This is a genomic window from Pseudomonas sp. MF6767, from assembly GCF_016405475.1.
GTDB lineage: Bacteria > Pseudomonadota > Gammaproteobacteria > Pseudomonadales > Pseudomonadaceae > Aquipseudomonas > Aquipseudomonas paracarnis.
The window spans coordinates 1-16397 of the sequence record NZ_JAEKCY010000038.1 but is presented as its reverse complement, the minus strand read 5'-3'; the positions used below and the strand labels follow the sequence as shown (position 1 = coordinate 16397).

At 54.9% G+C, this 16397-nt stretch carries 15 protein-coding genes; 1 reads left to right on the top strand and 14 read right to left on the bottom strand.

Annotated elements, in window-relative coordinates:
- Positions 1-361 precede the first annotated feature (361 nt).
- The 9 genes from JFT58_RS29710 to JFT58_RS29670 all read right to left on the bottom strand — a co-directional run bounded on the left by JFT58_RS29710 (position 362) and on the right by JFT58_RS29670 (position 9907).
- Entirely contained in the window at positions 362-751 is a 390-nt protein-coding gene (locus JFT58_RS29710) for a hypothetical protein (RefSeq protein WP_034113360.1), read from the bottom strand.
- 296 nt (positions 752-1047) lie between these two features.
- The gene (locus JFT58_RS29705; RefSeq protein WP_034115505.1) at positions 1048-1440 is read right to left on the bottom strand and encodes a DUF6957 family protein; all 393 of its coding nucleotides are present in this window, start codon (positions 1438-1440) and stop codon (positions 1048-1050) included.
- Between the two features lie 120 nt (positions 1441-1560).
- Positions 1561-2106 (bottom strand): arsinothricin resistance N-acetyltransferase ArsN1 family B, encoded by a 546-nt coding sequence (locus JFT58_RS29700; protein WP_034115506.1) that lies wholly within the window; start codon positions 2104-2106, stop codon positions 1561-1563.
- Between the two features lie 157 nt (positions 2107-2263).
- Entirely contained in the window at positions 2264-2614 is a 351-nt protein-coding gene (locus tag JFT58_RS29695) for a copper-binding protein (protein WP_054916984.1), read from the bottom strand.
- Positions 2611-5769: an efflux RND transporter permease subunit gene (locus JFT58_RS29690; RefSeq protein WP_054916986.1), complete on the bottom strand. Its 3159-nt coding sequence runs from the start codon at positions 5767-5769 to the stop codon at positions 2611-2613. The genes JFT58_RS29695 and JFT58_RS29690 overlap by 4 nt, the downstream gene beginning before the upstream one ends.
- Positions 5766-7247, bottom strand: coding sequence for an efflux RND transporter periplasmic adaptor subunit (locus tag JFT58_RS29685; protein ID WP_198834853.1), 1482 nt, complete (start codon positions 7245-7247; stop codon positions 5766-5768). The genes JFT58_RS29690 and JFT58_RS29685 overlap by 4 nt, the downstream gene beginning before the upstream one ends.
- The gene (locus JFT58_RS29680) at positions 7244-8500 is read right to left on the bottom strand and encodes a TolC family protein (RefSeq protein ID WP_019817002.1); all 1257 of its coding nucleotides are present in this window, start codon (positions 8498-8500) and stop codon (positions 7244-7246) included. The genes JFT58_RS29685 and JFT58_RS29680 overlap by 4 nt, the downstream gene beginning before the upstream one ends.
- 100 nt (positions 8501-8600) lie before the next feature.
- Positions 8601-8942: a hypothetical protein gene (locus JFT58_RS29675; RefSeq protein WP_034115510.1), complete on the bottom strand. Its 342-nt coding sequence runs from the start codon at positions 8940-8942 to the stop codon at positions 8601-8603.
- Positions 8943-9229: 287 nt separating this feature from the next.
- Positions 9230-9907 (bottom strand): antitoxin Xre/MbcA/ParS toxin-binding domain-containing protein, encoded by a 678-nt coding sequence (locus JFT58_RS29670; protein ID WP_332875140.1) that lies wholly within the window; start codon positions 9905-9907, stop codon positions 9230-9232.
- An 88-nt stretch (positions 9908-9995) separates the two neighbouring features.
- Here JFT58_RS29670 and JFT58_RS29665 point away from each other — a divergent pair, with 88 nt between their 5' ends.
- The gene (locus JFT58_RS29665) at positions 9996-10544 is read left to right on the top strand and encodes a 3'-5' exonuclease (protein ID WP_019816999.1); all 549 of its coding nucleotides are present in this window, start codon (positions 9996-9998) and stop codon (positions 10542-10544) included.
- Between the two features lie 28 nt (positions 10545-10572).
- Here the strand turns inward: JFT58_RS29665 and JFT58_RS29660 are convergent, their stop codons facing one another.
- The 5 genes from JFT58_RS29660 to JFT58_RS29640 all read right to left on the bottom strand — a co-directional run bounded on the left by JFT58_RS29660 (position 10573) and on the right by JFT58_RS29640 (position 16292).
- Entirely contained in the window at positions 10573-11055 is a 483-nt protein-coding gene (locus JFT58_RS29660; RefSeq protein WP_019816998.1) for a Mov34/MPN/PAD-1 family protein, read from the bottom strand.
- Complete coding sequence (locus JFT58_RS29655; protein WP_034115511.1) at positions 11052-12836, bottom strand: HesA/MoeB/ThiF family protein; 1785 nt, start codon at positions 12834-12836, stop codon at positions 11052-11054. The genes JFT58_RS29660 and JFT58_RS29655 overlap by 4 nt, the downstream gene beginning before the upstream one ends.
- Entirely contained in the window at positions 12820-14070 is a 1251-nt protein-coding gene (locus JFT58_RS29650) for a nucleotidyltransferase domain-containing protein (protein WP_041476534.1), read from the bottom strand. Before JFT58_RS29650 ends, JFT58_RS29655 begins: the two co-directional genes overlap by 17 nt.
- On the bottom strand, positions 14071-15237 hold the full coding sequence (locus tag JFT58_RS29645; protein ID WP_034115613.1) for an SAVED domain-containing protein: 1167 nt from the start codon (positions 15235-15237) through the stop codon (positions 14071-14073).
- Between the two features lie 356 nt (positions 15238-15593).
- A complete protein-coding gene (locus JFT58_RS29640) occupies positions 15594-16292 on the bottom strand; it encodes a sterol desaturase family protein (RefSeq protein ID WP_198834852.1) in 699 nt (232 codons plus the stop codon).
- Positions 16293-16397 lie beyond the last annotated feature (105 nt).

Here is a 16397-nt window from a genome sequence, read left to right as displayed (position 1 = left end):
TCTTTTCGGTCACTTGTTTGACCGCCTGGATTTTGAATTCTTCGGGATATCGCTGGTTGCTCATGGCACCTCCTAATGGGCCTCATTTTAAGGCTTGGAGGTGTCTACGAAACTAGGGGCGATTCATTCAATGTCGTCTGGCGGCATTCACCGTCAGGCAGATACACATACAGCTCCTCACCATGTACCTCGTACTCAGCTGTGCAGTGGACACCATCTTGCTCCAACGAAATCTCATCCATTTTCCGCTCCAGCTCACAAAAAAATGATCATGTAGCACGGAAGCCCTGGGCGCGGTAGCCGCGTTTCCGTGATTACTTGAGCCTAATTTTCAGGCTATCGCCCCGATAGTGTTCAGCGTCTATTTGGCCGTTCGTGGAAACAATTCGTCACATGCGCTCGCCTGATAACGATTCTTCGCATCAAGCAGGCACTCTTCCACAGAGGAATATCCGTAGACCTTCTTTGAAGCCCACGGCCCCACTGCTAGACCAACAGCGAAGGCAATAGCGGCAATCGCTGCTATAGGAACTAAGCCAGTCAGCTTTTTCGCAGGGGCCGAATCTGGCACGCTGCCACTGGGTCGATTTGATCGAAGGGATGCCACTGCTTGCAAATACTCACGGGCAGTCAGCTCCCCTTCATCGTATTTGCGGAAAAGTACAATCTGCTTTGCCAGTTCCGGGGTCAAGGACTTGAGGTCAATAATCGCCAGTTCGTCGGCGCTCAGATCATCCAGTTCATCTGCCATGTTCAAACCCTTCCGACTCCGCCAGAGCGTGCCGTAGCTCAATGAGCTGGGTACGCGCTGAGTCAACAATGGTTTTTTCGAGCTGGTTCATCTGCCGCTGGTTAACAACAACATAGTTTGACACAGCACCTCGCGTAAATCGGGGTCTGTACGACGACTCGGGGTAGAGACAACAGCAATATAGACTGACACAGATGGACTGAGCTTCAAATACAGGGTCCGGCTTTTCACAACATAGTTTGACACGAACAGTTAATGTAAGCAGTCATGAAGGGGGATCGCATAAGCTGAGGCCTTCAACACAAGCTCAATGCGATGTTTAGGTCTGTGCTCACCCTACGGCCGGCGCCCATAAGCACATAAACCGTATTTTTCGTCTCAAATAAGCACGCGTGAGTGAAGGAAACCCCCAACGTTGTTCTGACCCAATCGCCAGGTTGGAAGCGGCCTCTGCTGTCTTGGATAACGGTTAAAGCGTAAACCAGAGCAGGGATTAGCTCTCTATCGACGATCGCTTGCCGCTGAGACGTTGTGACGTCGAGGTCCAATATCGCCCATTCAGAAACAAGACAATAGGCACGGAAAGGAAAATGCAGATTGGCGAGTGCCACAGCATCTGAATTGGCGAGTTGGCACCCGCCTATTTCCTCACCTGCGGAAAGCACTGAGATAAAATCAGCCAAATTCATCCGTTCCTCCAGTCGATCAATACACCGACTCGAACGAGAATCATCAATCAGCATAGCTCCAAGTGAACCGCCTGGTTTCAATGCCGACGAATAGCAGCAATGTCATCTCACCCTTCACCTTTACACTCCCTCTACCTCAATGAACGGGATGATTTCTTTAGGCGGCGTCACCGCACACAGCGGTTTGCGCCAGTAGCCCACGCTATGCCACTGGCTGTGCTTGTACCCAACTTCGGGGTAGGTGCCGATGTGGGTAAATCCGAGCGCTTCATGGATACCTATGCTTCCTGCGTTAGGTAAGGCAATGCCGGCATAGGCTGCATGAAACCCCTGTTTTTCGAGGAGCGGTAGAAGTCGCTGATAAAGCGCACGACCAAGTCCTTTTCTGTGTACCGCAGGGTCGATATAGACGGTGACGTCTACCGACCAGCGATAAGCTTCCCTGGCTCGATGCTGACCTGCGTAAGCGTATCCAACGACCTTGCCTTCTACCTCTGCTACCAGAAAGGGATATATCTGCAGTGTTGCGGCTATTCGTGCTGCCATCTCATCAACCGTCGGTGGTATCAACTCGAACGAGATGACTGTGTCCAAAACCATTGGCGCATAGATGGCCTGGACGGCAGATGCGTCATCAGATGTCGCAACCCTCACTTTGTAGTTCATGTCTTTCTTTGCTGCCCCGTAAAGAATCGTGTTTGAAGGGCTGCCACTTGCCGGGTTTTCAGCCCTTTAGAATGTCGCGTTAGATCCGTGAGCTTCGCTTGGAACAGCGCGGTTACCAGCGTGACGATGCGTGCAGGTAACCGACAGCATTAGTAACTCATTTTTTTATGGAAACAATCGTTCCTTTACCTCCTTCGACCCGAAAGGTGAATGACACACGATCTCCTACTTTCAACCCTGCCAATTGGTCATCCGACACGGAAAAGGCCATGGTCATCGGCGGCCATTGAACAGCTGGGACGGCACCGTGAGCGAGTGTCACGGTATGCTTCGCAGGATCAATGGCCTTGATCGTGCCCTCGGCATCGGCGACAGCCATCTGCTTTGATTCCTGCTTCATTTCCATGCCTTCCATACCGTCCATTTTCATTGCTGACGTGTCTTGTGCATGGGCAGCGAAAGAGAGCACAACCGCAGTGCTGGCAACTGTAATAAGGGTCAGTTTCATACGACATTTCCTTTCAGAGTTACGGGTTTGCTAGGTAGATTTCGACGACGCATTAAGCGATAGGCCGCCGGGATGACAAACAGGGAAAGCAAGGGCGCAGTTACCATGCCGCCGACCATTGGCGCGGCAATTCGGCTCATCACTTCGCTGCCGGTACCACTGCCCAACAGTATGGGCAACAGGCCCGCGATGATGACAGCCACAGTCATAGCTTTGGGACGCACCCGCTGCACAGCGCCTTCACGAATCGACGCCACTAGTGCATGTTCAGAGTTATCGCCAAGGTCCACACGTTCAGCCCAAGCATTCTTCAGGTAGAGCAGCATGATCACGCCGAACTCTGCAGAAACCCCGGCCAGTGCGATGAAGCCGACCCCCGTTGCCACCGACAGATTGAAACCGAGCAAATAGAGGAACCATGCCCCTCCGGTGAGAGCAAAAGGGAGTGTGGCCATGATCAACAGGGCCTCATCGAATCGAGCAAATGTCAGGTAAAGCAGCACGAAGATGATCAATAGCGTGGCCGGTACGACCAGCTTTAGTCGTGCGTTAGCTCTTTCGAGAAACTCGAACTGCCCCGAGTAGCTCAGGCTCATACCAGGCTGCAACTTGACCTGTTGATTGACGACCTGACGAAGATCGGCGACCACGGAGGCAATGTCCCGACCACGCACATCGATGTATACCCAGCCCGAAGGCCGCGCGTTCTCGCTCTTGAGCATTGGTGGACCGTCAGTGATTTTTATTTTTGCCACAGTACCGAGGGTGATCTGGATGCCTGACGATGTGTAAATGGGCAATTGTTCCAAGGCTCCCGGTGAGTCACGCCACTCTCGCGGATAACGGACGCTGATCGGAAAACGTGCGAGCCCCTCAATGGTCTCCCCGATATTTTCGCCTCCGATAGCACCAGCCACGATGGACTGCACATCAGCGATATTCATGCCGTAGCGGGCGGCTGCATTACGATCGATATCCACATCGATGTAGCGGCCACCGGTCAGGCGCTCGGCCAACGCGGAGCTGACACCGGGCACATTTTTGGCTGCCTTTTCAACCGCCTGGGTGACCGAATCGATTTCCGTCAGGTTAGTGCCGGCAACTTTCACCCCGATGGGACTTTTGATCCCTGTGGCCAGCATGTCGATGCGGTTGCGAATCGGGGGTATCCAAATATTGGTCAAGCCAGGCACGCGTACCACGCGGTCCAGCTCCTCCACCAATTTTTCCTGGGTCATGCCTGGGCGCCATTGCTCATGCGGTTTGAACTGAATCGTGGTTTCAAACATTTCCAACGGCGCTGGATCAGTAGCGGTCTCAGCACGACCGGCCTTGCCGAAAACGTGTTCAACTTCAGGGACTGTTTTGATTAGGCGATCGGTCTGTTGCAGCAGTTGTGCAGCCTTCTGCACCGACAACCCCGGCAGGGCTGAAGGCATGTAGAGCAGATCCCCTTCGTCCAGTGGTGGAAGGAACTCCCCACCCAAGCGAAACATTGGCCATAGCGCACTGACAAATACCAACAGCGCCACCAGCAGAGTAGTTTTCGGACGGCGCAGAACTGCGTCCAACGCGGGTTGGTAGATCCGTATCAACCAGCGGTTTAAAGGGTTATGTTGCTCACTCGGAATTCGTCCCCGAATCCAATAACCCATCAGCACCGGCACCAACGTCACCGACAATCCCGCCGCTGCCGCCATGGCGTAGGTCTTGGTAAACGCCAGTGGGCCAAACAATCTTCCTTCCTGAGCCTCCAATGTGAACACCGGAATGAACGAGAGAGTGATGATCAACAGACAAAAGAAAAGCGCGGGGCCGACCTCGGCCGCTGCATCGGTCATCACATGCCAATGCTGCTCACCCTTCAACTCCTGCCCAGGATGAGAGGTGTGCCAGAATTCTATTTTCTTGTGTGCATTTTCAATCATCACCACTGCGGCATCGACCATGGCACCGATAGCGATAGCGATCCCACCCAAGGACATGATGTTGGCGTTGATGCCCTGATATCGCATGACAATGAATGCAATCAACACCCCCACAGGTAGCGAAATGATTGCCACCAAGGATGAGCGCAGGTGCCAGAGGAAGATCCCGCACACCAGGGCAACGACGATGAACTCTTCCAGCAGCTTGTAACTGAGGTTGTCTATTGCGCGGTCGATCAGCTTGCTGCGATCGTAGGTTGTTACGATTTCTACGCCTGCTGGGAGACTGCTTTTCAACTCATCCAGTTTGCTCTTCACCGCCGTAATGGTCTCGCGAGCATTCTTACCGCTGCGCAAAATCACTACGCCACCGACGGTCTCGCCTTCCCCGTCAAGTTCAGTGATGCCTCGTCTCATTTCCGGCCCAAGCTGAATCGTGGCGACATCGCCAAGGCTTACAGGCACACCGCCTGATTCCAACTTCAGCGGGATCGTCCGAAAATCGTTGAGTGTCTTTAGATAACCCGAAGCTCGCACGATAAACTCGGTTTCGGCCATTTCCAGCACAGCACCACCGGTTTCCTGATTGGCCTTGCCGATGGCTTCAGTCACCTGTGCCTGAGTGATCCCGAGATTGGCCATCTTGAGCGGATCGAGCTGTACTTGGTATTGCTTGACCATGCCGCCCACGGTGGCCACTTCCGCAACATTGGGCAGCGTCTTGAGTTCAAACTTCAGGAACCAATCTTGAAGCGCACGAAGTTGCGCGAGATCGTGCCCACCAGTGCGATCCACCAGTGCGTACTGATAGATCCAGCCCACTCCCGTTGCGTCCGGCCCCAATGCGGGCTTTGCGCTGGCTGGCAACCGGCTTTGTATTTGACTCAAATACTCCAGCACCCGAGAGCGAGCCCAGTACAAGTCGGTACCATCTTCAAACAGCACGTAAACAAAGCTGTCGCCGAAGAAGGAATACCCGCGCACGGTCTTGGCTCCAGGTACTGAAAGCATGGTGGTGGCCAGCGGATAGGTGACCTGATTCTCGACAATCTGCGGTGCTTGTCCCGGATAAGGGGTACGGATGATCACCTGTACATCGGAGAGATCCGGTAGTGCATCGATGGGTGTGTTCTGAACTGACCAGATGCCCCAAGCTGTGACGAAAAGTGTCGCCAACAGCACCAAAAAGCGGTTGGCAACAGACCAACGGATGAGGGCAGCGATCATGGCTGACCTCCCGTTTTATCTAGACGTTCGACACGCAATCCATCGTCGGTTTGGCTCACCGCGACCCGAACCTTGTCGCCCGTTTTCAGACCCTGAATCAGGGTAGGATTGGCAAGTGGAAACGTCATCGTCATGCCCGGCATGCCCAGTGTCTTGAAGGGGCCGTGGGCGAGTGTGACTTCTTTATCGTCGATTTCGACGATCTGCCCGTCCGCCTCATGCAGACCTGAGGCTGCTGCGATACGGGGTGGTACGTCTGCTGAACTGGCCACGATACCCTTTAAACTGGCCTCCGAATCGAGCAGAAATTGGCCCGAGGTAACTACCTTCTGACCTTCATCCAGACCTTTAACAATTACTGTCTTGCCACTGCTTTCCTGCCCGAGCTGCACTTCAACGGGGCGATATCGGCCAGCATCTTCGGCTAGCATCACCAAGGCACGTCGACCGGTGCGAATGACGGCCTCGCTCGGCACCCACAACACACCCTGCTCAGTTGAGCTGCTCAAGCGCACTTGCGCCGTCAAACCGGGCTTTAGGCGACCGTCTGGATTGGGTAGTTCGACCCGTACGCGCAGGGTGCGGCTGTCCGCATTGGTGTCCGGCAGAATTGTGCTGACAGTGCCATTGACCTTGGTCGCAGGGAAGGCCGGCAACTGCGCCTCGACCTTTTGCCCCTCGGCGATGGTACCCGCGTCGGATTCAGGAACGGACACCGCCAGCCAGACACTGCTCAGACCATTGACTCGCGCCAGTGTCTCGCCTGCCGCGACGGTCATGCCTATGCGCAGGTTGAGCTCTTGCAGCACCCCGCCAATCGGGCTGGTCAAAGTCAGATAAGGTTGGACCTTACCGCTACGTTCGACCTGGGCAATCACTCCCGGCGGCATTCCACTAAGCAGTAAGCGCTGCCGCGCAGCGGCGAGCAAGTCGTGATCACCGTTATTTTTCAGGGCCAGGAACTCAGTCTGAGCCGCCGCCCACTCGGGCACCAGAATATCCGCCAGCGCCGCATTGGCTTTGAGCAGATCACCGGGTGCATGGGCGTAGACCCGCTCTACAAAGCCTGGAGTACGAGCCTGGATAACCGCAACATCCCGTTCGTTAAAGCCGAGGATGCCACTCACATCAAGGCTGGATGCAAACACTCCACGGCTGACCATCGCCGAGCGCAGACCGAGATTCTGCGCCACGCTCGGATCGATGCTGATCGTCGCTTGATCGTTGCCGCCACTGGCGTATTGCGGAACCAGCTGCATGTCCATGAACGGCGATTTACCCGGTTTGTCGAACTTCTGTTGGGGGTACATCGGGTCATACCAGTACATGGCTTTGCGTTCATTTGGTGCGTTTTGATTTTGCTCAGGCGAAGCGCCCCGTACTTCGCTGACGCGTTGAAGTGCTAGCCAGTAACCACCGGCGATGCCCACTGCCATTGCAACGCCTGCCAGCAAAACCCCACTCTTTTTAAGGCTCATTGGCTGACCTCTCCATACGCAAAATACAGTCGTGCATTGATCAGTGCTCGCTGTTCCTCCACTTCGACTTGTTTGAGGCGAGCCTCGATGAGTTCACGTCGGGCGGCGACAACCGCATTCAAATCGCCTTTACCGGCGCGGTAGCTGGCCATGCTGAGTTCGACTTTTTCTTTGGCCAGCGGCAGCAGACTTTGCGCATTGCGCTGGACCGCACGATTGAGCCGTTCATAGTCAGCCAGTACACTTTCCAGTTGCTCGGTATGCTCGCGTGACAAGGCTTCGCGCTCGGATTCGAGTTGGTTGACTTCGGCTTCTCGTGCGGCAATTTTTGGGTTTTGCCGGGTCTGCGGAAACAACGGCAGATCCCAGGAAAGTTGCACGCTGACCATGTCGCCGAACTGCCGATCACGGTGCTGATAATCCACCTCCCAACTCCAGTCGGACTTTTTCTCCGCCTGCGCCTCGCGCACCTTGGCTTGCGCTTCACGGGTCATCGGCCCGTACGCGGCCAGCTCGGGATGATGTTGCAGTTTATGGGGCAAGCCTGACGTATCGATCGGCCACTGCGGAAGACTTCCCGCCGGCGTTGCGTTGGCGGCCGGACCAACCCAGCGTTTCAGCGCCGCGCGCGCTTGAGCACGCTGGCGTATCAGATCGTCTTGCTGCTCGGCCAGTTGCGCCGCTTCCTGCTTCGGTGTCACGGCATCGGCCGGTTGTGCGCGACCGCCGGCAATTTGCGCGCGGACGGTGTCGCTCAGCAAGCGGTTCTCCTTGTAGAAGTCCTGGAACAGCGCGTCTTTGCGCTCTATTGAATAGCTGCTGATCCAAGCCAGCGCCGTGGCTTGGCGCACGTTCAGGCGTTCGACCTGACGCTCGGCAGCGGCACGCTCAACCCCTGCGTTCGCAACCTCGATCCGCGCCCTGCGCTTGTCACTATTGGGCATGTCTTGCCTGACCCCGACCATTTGCATGGTCATGAAGTCATCATTGACGCTCCAGCGATCTGGGCCGCCGATGGGATAGTTCTGCAGACCAGCGAGCAGCTTCGGGTCAGGTAGCTCACCCGCTGGAATGGCCGCACTGCTGGCAGCCTGAATCTTTGCATCCTGTGCAGACAGCGACGGCGCGGTGTTTTCGGCCAGCCGCAAGGCCTCTTCGAGCGTCAGCGAGGTAGCGAAGCTCGGCAAGGCCAGTACGCTTGCCGCCAGACCGGCCACTAGGGACCAACCTGTGCAAAAGCACTTGGGGTTCATGTTTGCGATTCCTGCGATGATCCGCTGAGCGCTTCAAAAGGCCTGCGCACAGCCATGCCATCCCGTTAAAAACAGGATGAGGTTCAATAACGGACAGGAATCAGACGCGGGGCGGTCGCCATACACCGGATGGGGTGGACAAAGGAACGGAATCGCTGGAAAAGGCCAGCACGACGGGGCTGAACAGAGTCACGGGCGGCTTGACGATCGAAACTTGTAGCATCCCGCCCGTCTTGCACTCCTGACCCGGTTTGCAGGGTTTCCCATGCTCGGTCGGGCTCTTCATGTCATTGCAACAATCCATGCCCATGTCGTCCATCATCGCCATGCCCGTGGCTTTCATCGGGCACGGTTCTGTCGGTGCCTGCACCCCCGCCATCCCGCTGAGGGGAAGCGCCAGGCTGATCAAGAAAATAAGACAAAACCGCAGGTAGCGTTTCATGGGGTTGGAGTGTAGCCGTCAGAATTGGCGCGAACAATTAATTAACGCTGGCTTTCAGCTAGCGCATGCGAGCCGCTTAATAACGCACGATGTAAGCCCATCAGCATTAAGCCTGCATTATTTTTTCAGTTACCTTTTGACGCAGCACGGATCAGCGCGCTATCTGAAGGTCGGCGAGAAAAATATTCAATTCTGTAGCGCCCGACTTTAATGGAGCGCGCCGCCTTAGCAATGCGTGCTGTGCTCGCATAATTACTTAGGGTTGGTTCCACTCGGCTGCGGTGGAACTAGAATGAAAGGCCCTCAGACACCTGAATCAGCATTTCTTCGACTAGATGTGTGCCAATGGTTGTAGTGACCATCGCTGATGGGCTTTCACCCAAAAAACGGGCTTTGGGCTTGGAAAGCCATTGTTTGGCCTTGCCTTTGTCACCGAAGATCACCTCGGCCAAGGCGCTGATGTGTGCAAACCGGAACAGGCGATCGCTCTCATGCAGCGTCAAGAGCTGATTGGCTGCCAACCTTGTTTTGAGCGCTTTGGGTTGAACGATTCTGTCGCGTTCTTCATTGCTAAGGGTCCCACCATCACACAGCACATGGACCAGACTGGCCGGGAATCCAGCTACTATCATGTGGTGAATGTCCAGACACGAAGCATTGACAGAGATATCAAGAAGGGCCTCCAGACGCATGCGGTAAGCATGATAGACATCCTGTCGCAGGATGCCAGCAAACATGGGCAGCACCGATGTTACGTTGTGCATGGGCGTTAGCACTATTGTGCCATTCGCTACCGTTAGCTCCATATCGTCCCCAATACCTAGCCCCATTTGGTCAAGCAACTCTGGAGGCAGCTCAATGATGATGTCGCCAGTACCGTCCTCAGTACTCTGGCATTTGGCTACCCACCGCTCAGTTTCACTCATGATCGCCTGGCCCTCATCAAAGCCATCAGAGAATGACACACATCATTATGCTCGGGCGCAGAGCTGACCAAAGGAACGCGCAATACGCTGGTGGCGTGATCAGGCAATTACACGAAAAGGATATGACATGAACGCTGATGAGCTATATGTTTCCGTCGACGTCGAGACGTCTGGGCCTATACCAGGCGAATACAGTCTGCTTTCCATTGGAGCTTGCCTTGTAAACCAACCTGCAATGTCCATCTATCTTGAACTGCGACCTGATAGCCCAAAACACGATCCAGAAGCACTGGCAGTATCGGGGTTGAGTCTGGAAAAGCTGGAGCACGAGGGCCTCGCTCCGCGAGAGGCGATGCTGACACTTAGTGAATGGCTGAAATCGTCCTGCCAAACGGGGCAGAAGGTCATTTTCGTAGGGCTAAACGCACCGTTTGACTGGTCATTCGTCAATTACTACTTCCACAAATATTTGGAAACCAACCCCTTTGGTTTCACAGCTATCGACATGAAGGCCTACTTTATGGGCGCTGTAGGTTGCAATTGGCAGGAAACAAAATCATCCAAAATGACCGCTGCGCTGAAGCCAATCAGCGAACCCAACCATAACGCATTGGATGATGCCCGCTTTCAGGCGGAGCTCTTCGCCCTAATGTTAGCGGGTAAAGGTAACCGCTGATCCGCCTTCCACCGCACGGACTTGAAGCTCATCCGACCCAGGTTGCCTCAATGTATCTGCCGTCCCTGAATGACCAAGCCTTGATACCTTCTGGTTTTTCGGACTTGCCGACAATAACTGCTATGGGGTGCGGCAGATCCTGCGTGTAACGTGCAGCAAATTTGGAAAAACTTCCGATGTCTGCCGGAGATATCACTGGAATGGATTGGGGATGCGTATGCCAATAGCCCACTAGACGTAACCCTTGTTCGTTGGCAGCCTGGATCTCCAGACGGCATCGCTCCGCATCCAATTCTAGCCAAGACCAGCCTGACCGATCAGCGCGATGAGGCAACGTGGCCGAGGCCAGCAGCAACCCTTTGGGATCAACCGGATTGACGAATAACTGTCCCCCTCGCTCCACGCCAAAAAGGCCCTGCCGATGACTATTCAAGATGTCCGCGACAGCTTGGGACACCAATAGCTCGGAATTAACTTCCGGCCATCGCCAGCGCCACGCAATATCCGTCATACCGTTTCGTCCTTATCTTCCGGCCATCCGCGCTCGAGTAAAATTTGCTGCGCCCCATCTGGCAGTTCGGGCCCATGGTATTGGCCTCCCAGGCTCGGCACATCTTCAGGCCTGTAGATACTGCTGACCCAAGATGCAGTGGCAATGTTGCCGGTCAATGCGCGTAAGGCCGTGTGCGAAACCATAGAGGCGATATTGGTCATCCCCAGCGAGCCGCCTGGGATAAAGCTCTCCCCACAAGCGGGCAATGGAACCACACCCCCTCCCGGCCACTCTGTAAATTTATGCAAGAAATCGCCGACGTCCGTGAATAGATGACGGCCATCAAAGGTGCCGGCTGGTGCGAATAGCGCATGGCCTACCTGGGTGTACGGTTCGCTCCAGGCTTGTAAGACCCCCCAAGGAACGCCGCTGGATTTGGCTCGCCATACAGTGACCTCCGACTGCCAGTCTGCTGTCGTAATCACCACCAGATCTGCATTATCGAACACTTCTGGTTTGCTGCTCATCACCACTTCGGCGAATGTCGAATAAGCGGTGCATTCTGTCGTCGGGAGATCTAACAGAATCTTGTCCCTCAACGCTGACGCTTTCAATCTCCCTAGGCTATCCGCTCCCAGAACATGCCTTCCCAGATTGGCTGACACCAAGGTGTCAGGATCGATGAGGGTAAGGTGGCCAACACCGGATCGTGCCAACTGTATTGCCACCGCACTGCCTAGCGAGCCAACACCAACGCAAACTACCCGAGCATTTTCAAGGCGCTGTGCAGTGCCGCTTTTATCGCGGGACAGAATGGACGCTCGATCAAGCACGTCCAGGGCAGTTGCTCGGACGAGCGCCGGAGGATGTGCATTTGCGATCGCTGGCCTGCGGCGCGCTGTACGCAAGCCAAACTTTGCCCCCCGCTCCTGCTGTACGCCAAGCGAGCGTACATTGAGGCAATAAGTTGGAGCATCCGTCCCCCCTGGAAGCTCTAGAACAATCCATCGATTTGCCAACGTTCCATGCTGCTCAAACCATGCCAGCAATTGCTCGGCATCGTCTGGTTGAAGATGTGGTGTTAGCCACAGCATTAGATCTTCTGGATCCGGGGTGCGGATATCCGGATAGGTCTGAAGCTTGACGTAAAAACCGGGAGTTTCGGCCGCGCGAATGACAGCGGAGCGCCCGACAACCCGTCGGTAATGCCCTTTGAGTGCAGCTACGTTCGATGCTAGCCAAACCGTTTCCTGTCCGGATGGCACAGCCCGGCGCGGATCGCTGAGCGCAAACAATTGCGAGGCGGCCTGGGGTCGATCCAAAAGTAAGAGGTTCTGGAATGACTGACCGTGCTGGAAAGACCAGTAGGTAGTGATCTCATTCTGAAATTCGATATCGCGCGTTGCCTGGCTTGATCCCATCTTGGACAACGAAACGATCTGGGCTAGGCGATTAAGGCTGTCCTCTACAACGACCTCCGGGGAGCCCATAATGGGGCGTTCCTGAAAGCCATGAAGGCAAAGCCCCGACTTGGTGGCATGCGGCCAGACCAGCCACGGAGAGGGTTCGACGTTCAGTCGCAAAAGCCCACGGGGGAAGTTGGAGGGAAAACCAATACGCAGTCGCCGCTCCTGGCCCGTGTAATCGATGGGCAAGGGAAAGTGAAAGGACGCCGCTTCGTCAGCCCGCATGGGTGCGGGCTGGAGCAACGCATCGGCAGCATCCTGACCTAGGGTATTTCGCAGTGCGGCGATTCCGCGCTGCAATGGCGTCGTAATAGGATCAGCCAAGGCGTCCAACTGGCTTTACGCTCGACTGAGAGGTTCCGCCACCGCTGGCTCCTCCGAAGAGCGAACCCATCGAAGCAGAGTTTCGAGTAGTGCCATCCGGTCGGCCGGGCATGGTCCAATTCGCAGGGATCTCATTGTTCACTGCCGAAATGAATGCCGGTGCAATACCGAAATTCTTTTTCACTGCTTCTGCAAAGGAATCATTGGATTCAAAACTTTCCAAACCCAATGATACGGATGCACTGGCGTCCGCATGCCACTTGGCAAATGCTTGTCGATAGCCTTGCCCCTCGCCTGGTCGATTCCACTTTTCTGCAAAGTTTTCGCCGTTATCGGCAGGGTTGCAGACAAAGCAATCGTTACCTCTATGCGCGATGTGCTGCGGCATTCTACGAACGATTTCCAAAATTGCATCGAGCGGAGCCAAAGGCTTCGACTGTGATTCCTTCACGACATCCAGGTATGCGTGAGTGGCCAAAGTGGTTATGACAGCGGATATGGGGCGAGTATCAGCGCTCCTTGTGTTGATGGCCCATTCATCGCGATGCCGCTTGAGCAGCTTTATGGTCGCACGCAGGGGATCTTGATCGATGTAATCCTGATAATGCGGCAAAGGATCTTGTGTCGCGGCATCGAGCATCCGCTGGCTTTTGGCAACTACCAAGCTTTCCAGAGAAATTTCCTGGGCAGAGGCAACCTGTAACCAATTCGAGTACGGGATAGGGCTGCTTGCTTTCCACCCTGTGACCCGATCCGGAACCTCCAGTTTACCCTCGCCGTTGGCTTCGCCATTTCCGTTGATCGCACGTGCGGGGGTGACATCGATGTGGAAGCCTGGATTCTCGTCGGCATAAACAATCCGGATGCCACGACGTAATTGCTTAACTTCTTCCTGAACGCGGGAGCCTTCCCTAAAACGCTGCTCAATCGCTTCTAGAACTTCCTTCGCACTAGCGCCTTGAGCGTGAGGGAGCCAGATAATCGCGTCCGCATCAATGGTGTCCAGATCCGCAGGCGCACCGGGGATTGGCTTGATGGTCGTTTTCAGCCGCATCGAGCCTTGAACGAAGATATGGGCCTCAGCGAGGAGCGGGTTGTCGGAGGCCGAGAGGATTTTTTCCAGTTGGGAGTAGCGGTCATTGATTTTCTGGTACTGCGCTTCCGACAGCGAGATTTCCCGCGCGGCGCGAAGCAGAAAATATTCCCAACTGTTGCGCTTGGTCTGTTCGTTGCTCAACAGCATTTACCTAGCCTCCTGGGCTATCGAGCCCAATTGCAGCGTTTGCGTAAACCGATCTTGGTTTTCTTTGTCCCGATCAAAGATCAGGTACGTATGTTGATGCTGCGTTGTGAGCAACGCACCAAACTCGATGGCCAATGCCGCAGGAATAGCGGCGAAGACGTGGATCGGTTCAGGAGTCAGAGCTTCAAGCTGGCTCAGCCGTATTTGAAGTGCGTCACGAAAGGCATGAATCACCCGACGGTTCTGTACCATCGCATAGCTTGGTTCTGGGATCGACAGCTCTGCAATACGTGCACCGGGCAGAGCGTCGGTCACGTCGCGAACCGGGACTTGCGCAGAAATGGAGAGCACAAGCGCCAGTGGCCCGTCGCCGTCGGAGGGAGGTGTAAACAAAAAAGCGGGCGGCTCAGCGGACTGATCGGGCCAGCGCAACCGATGCTCGCGGTGGAAGGAGAAGATCAAGCGTTTGGAACGGTCGCCGATACCCTGGCCCAACATCATCAATGCCGGGATATCGGCCAAGCCCACTACAGCTAGTGCAGGCGCATCGCCGTAGGTGCCGCCGCGACGCTTGAGTTGCTGCTCCAACTCATACTGGACACTGTCTTTGATGTTCTGCCAATAGGTCGCGTCCCTACCTCGCGGTCCGGGTGCAGGGAAAGTGATTTTAATGCCTTGATCGAAGGCCGTTAGTCCTTCAGCCGACATCGCAGTCAACAGATCGCGAACGGGAATGTCGTTGATCGTCTGGAAATGCTGACTCAGGACGATGAGAGGAATGGCTCTACCACCATCGGGGGTCGTTGCGGCGAGTCGGATGCGTTCCAGGTACGCTTGGTGTAAACCACTCAAATCATTTTCAGGATACCCGTCTGCATCACGATCAATTTTGTCATGACAACCTGGGCACAGGAGCATCAGATTAGCGGTATCGTTAGTGTGCGCCTCAGCATCATGATCCGCGCGTCCCCGAGGGCCTTTGGGACTGGCGGGCAGAATATGCGCCACTTCGCCCCATCTCATTGGCTTGCCAGCACGATAGTCGAACGTCAGATCCGTACCGCACAGTTCACAATGACCAGCGGTCTGTGTCCATACGATCCGCTTCGTCTCTTCATTTGTGTTGAAGCGCCCGCTTGCGGGCTTAGCATCTTCTTGTTCTGCCATTCCGACCTACCCCCGAGAAACATCCATGATTAAAAACGATGATGGCAAGATAAGATCATCTTAAGGCCATTTGCTTTGATTTCAAGAGCGATTCGAGGGTGATGGGCGCTGGATCGGCTTCGAACCGGACACTTTGTGACTCAGCGAAACGAAGTGATGGCCGCATTCGTTTTGGGCAAGTGCTGGGAATGGGGTGCTGAGCACAGCGTATGTATTGAAATTAGGGAGTTTATGCGAAAGACATAAACTCCCTAATTTCGATACATACCTTCCTCATACCCTACGACGTTCGTCACTACGCGACCCTACAACACATGGCAGTAAATGCGCGAATAGGCGTTTCGTGGTACGCAACTTCAGATCATACGGTTCTGAGGCTTGCGCCTAAACGGCGCGATTAGCTGCGCACGATAGCCTGTTGGAAAGTCTCGCTCTTTTAGCCCTACCTGCGCATCACCGAGCTTGTTTGCTGCGTCATAGAAGGTTCCAAATAGGTGATCCCAAATAAGTAAAAACTCTCCGAAGTTGACCTGGGCATCTTCGAACTCTCGCTTATGGTGCCAGCGATGTGTCTCGGCGACTCCAATCACGTTGCGTAACCAGCCCAACGAGTAGTCCAGGTTCGAATGCTGGAAGGCTAAATGAACGGTCAAGATGCTGAACCAAGTCGCGATAACGGCCGACGGCGCACCTGAGGCGAGCAGAACCACCAGCCCCGGTCCGGCCATTAGCGCCGCATGCAGCGGATGTCTGCGCTCCCCATTCATCCAATAAAGGCGATCAGCGCTGTGATGAATCATGTGCATACGCCACAGCCAATGCACCCGATGGCTGATGCGATGCATGACATACAGGCTTAAATCGAGGACGGTTGCGACCAGAACCAGCTGTAGCCAGAGGGGACTCTCGCTGGGAAAAAGGCGAACTGATGCCGGCACCGCATCGCCAAGCTTGGCGAGGACTTCAGCAGTGAACTGAATGACAGAAAGGTTGACCAGCATATGCAATAAATCGGTCGAGGTGTCTTGATGATCGTAACCGTCCGGCCATGTCATCTACCCAGCCCCGCAAAGCCAAGACATCGTGTGCACTCAAATTTAAGTGAGCACCAGATCTAGCCTTTTAAACGGGTATTTCATGCAGCCAACACTCGGTTCCTA

Coding starts and splice junctions, on each gene's coding strand:
- JFT58_RS29675 (WP_034115510.1), bottom strand. CDS start 8,942: ATGAAACGCTACCTGCGGTTTTGTCTTATTTTCTTGATCAGCCTGGCG.
- JFT58_RS29645 (WP_034115613.1), bottom strand. CDS start 15,237: ATGGCAGAACAAGAAGATGCTAAGCCCGCAAGCGGGCGCTTCAACACA.
- JFT58_RS29695 (WP_054916984.1), bottom strand. CDS start 2,614: ATGAAACTGACCCTTATTACAGTTGCCAGCACTGCGGTTGTGCTCTCT.
- JFT58_RS29685 (WP_198834853.1), bottom strand. CDS start 7,247: ATGAGCCTTAAAAAGAGTGGGGTTTTGCTGGCAGGCGTTGCAATGGCA.
- JFT58_RS29705 (WP_034115505.1), bottom strand. CDS start 1,440: ATGAATTTGGCTGATTTTATCTCAGTGCTTTCCGCAGGTGAGGAAATA.
- JFT58_RS29690 (WP_054916986.1), bottom strand. CDS start 5,769: ATGATCGCTGCCCTCATCCGTTGGTCTGTTGCCAACCGCTTTTTGGTG.
- JFT58_RS29680 (WP_019817002.1), bottom strand. CDS start 8,500: ATGAACCCCAAGTGCTTTTGCACAGGTTGGTCCCTAGTGGCCGGTCTG.
- JFT58_RS29665 (WP_019816999.1), top strand. CDS start 9,996: ATGAACGCTGATGAGCTATATGTTTCCGTCGACGTCGAGACGTCTGGG.
- JFT58_RS29710 (WP_034113360.1), bottom strand. CDS start 751: ATGGCAGATGAACTGGATGATCTGAGCGCCGACGAACTGGCGATTATT.
- JFT58_RS29700 (WP_034115506.1), bottom strand. CDS start 2,106: ATGAACTACAAAGTGAGGGTTGCGACATCTGATGACGCATCTGCCGTC.
- JFT58_RS29650 (WP_041476534.1), bottom strand. CDS start 14,070: ATGCTGTTGAGCAACGAACAGACCAAGCGCAACAGTTGGGAATATTTT.
- JFT58_RS29660 (WP_019816998.1), bottom strand. CDS start 11,055: ATGACGGATATTGCGTGGCGCTGGCGATGGCCGGAAGTTAATTCCGAG.
- JFT58_RS29640 (WP_198834852.1), bottom strand. CDS start 16,292: ATGACATGGCCGGACGGTTACGATCATCAAGACACCTCGACCGATTTA.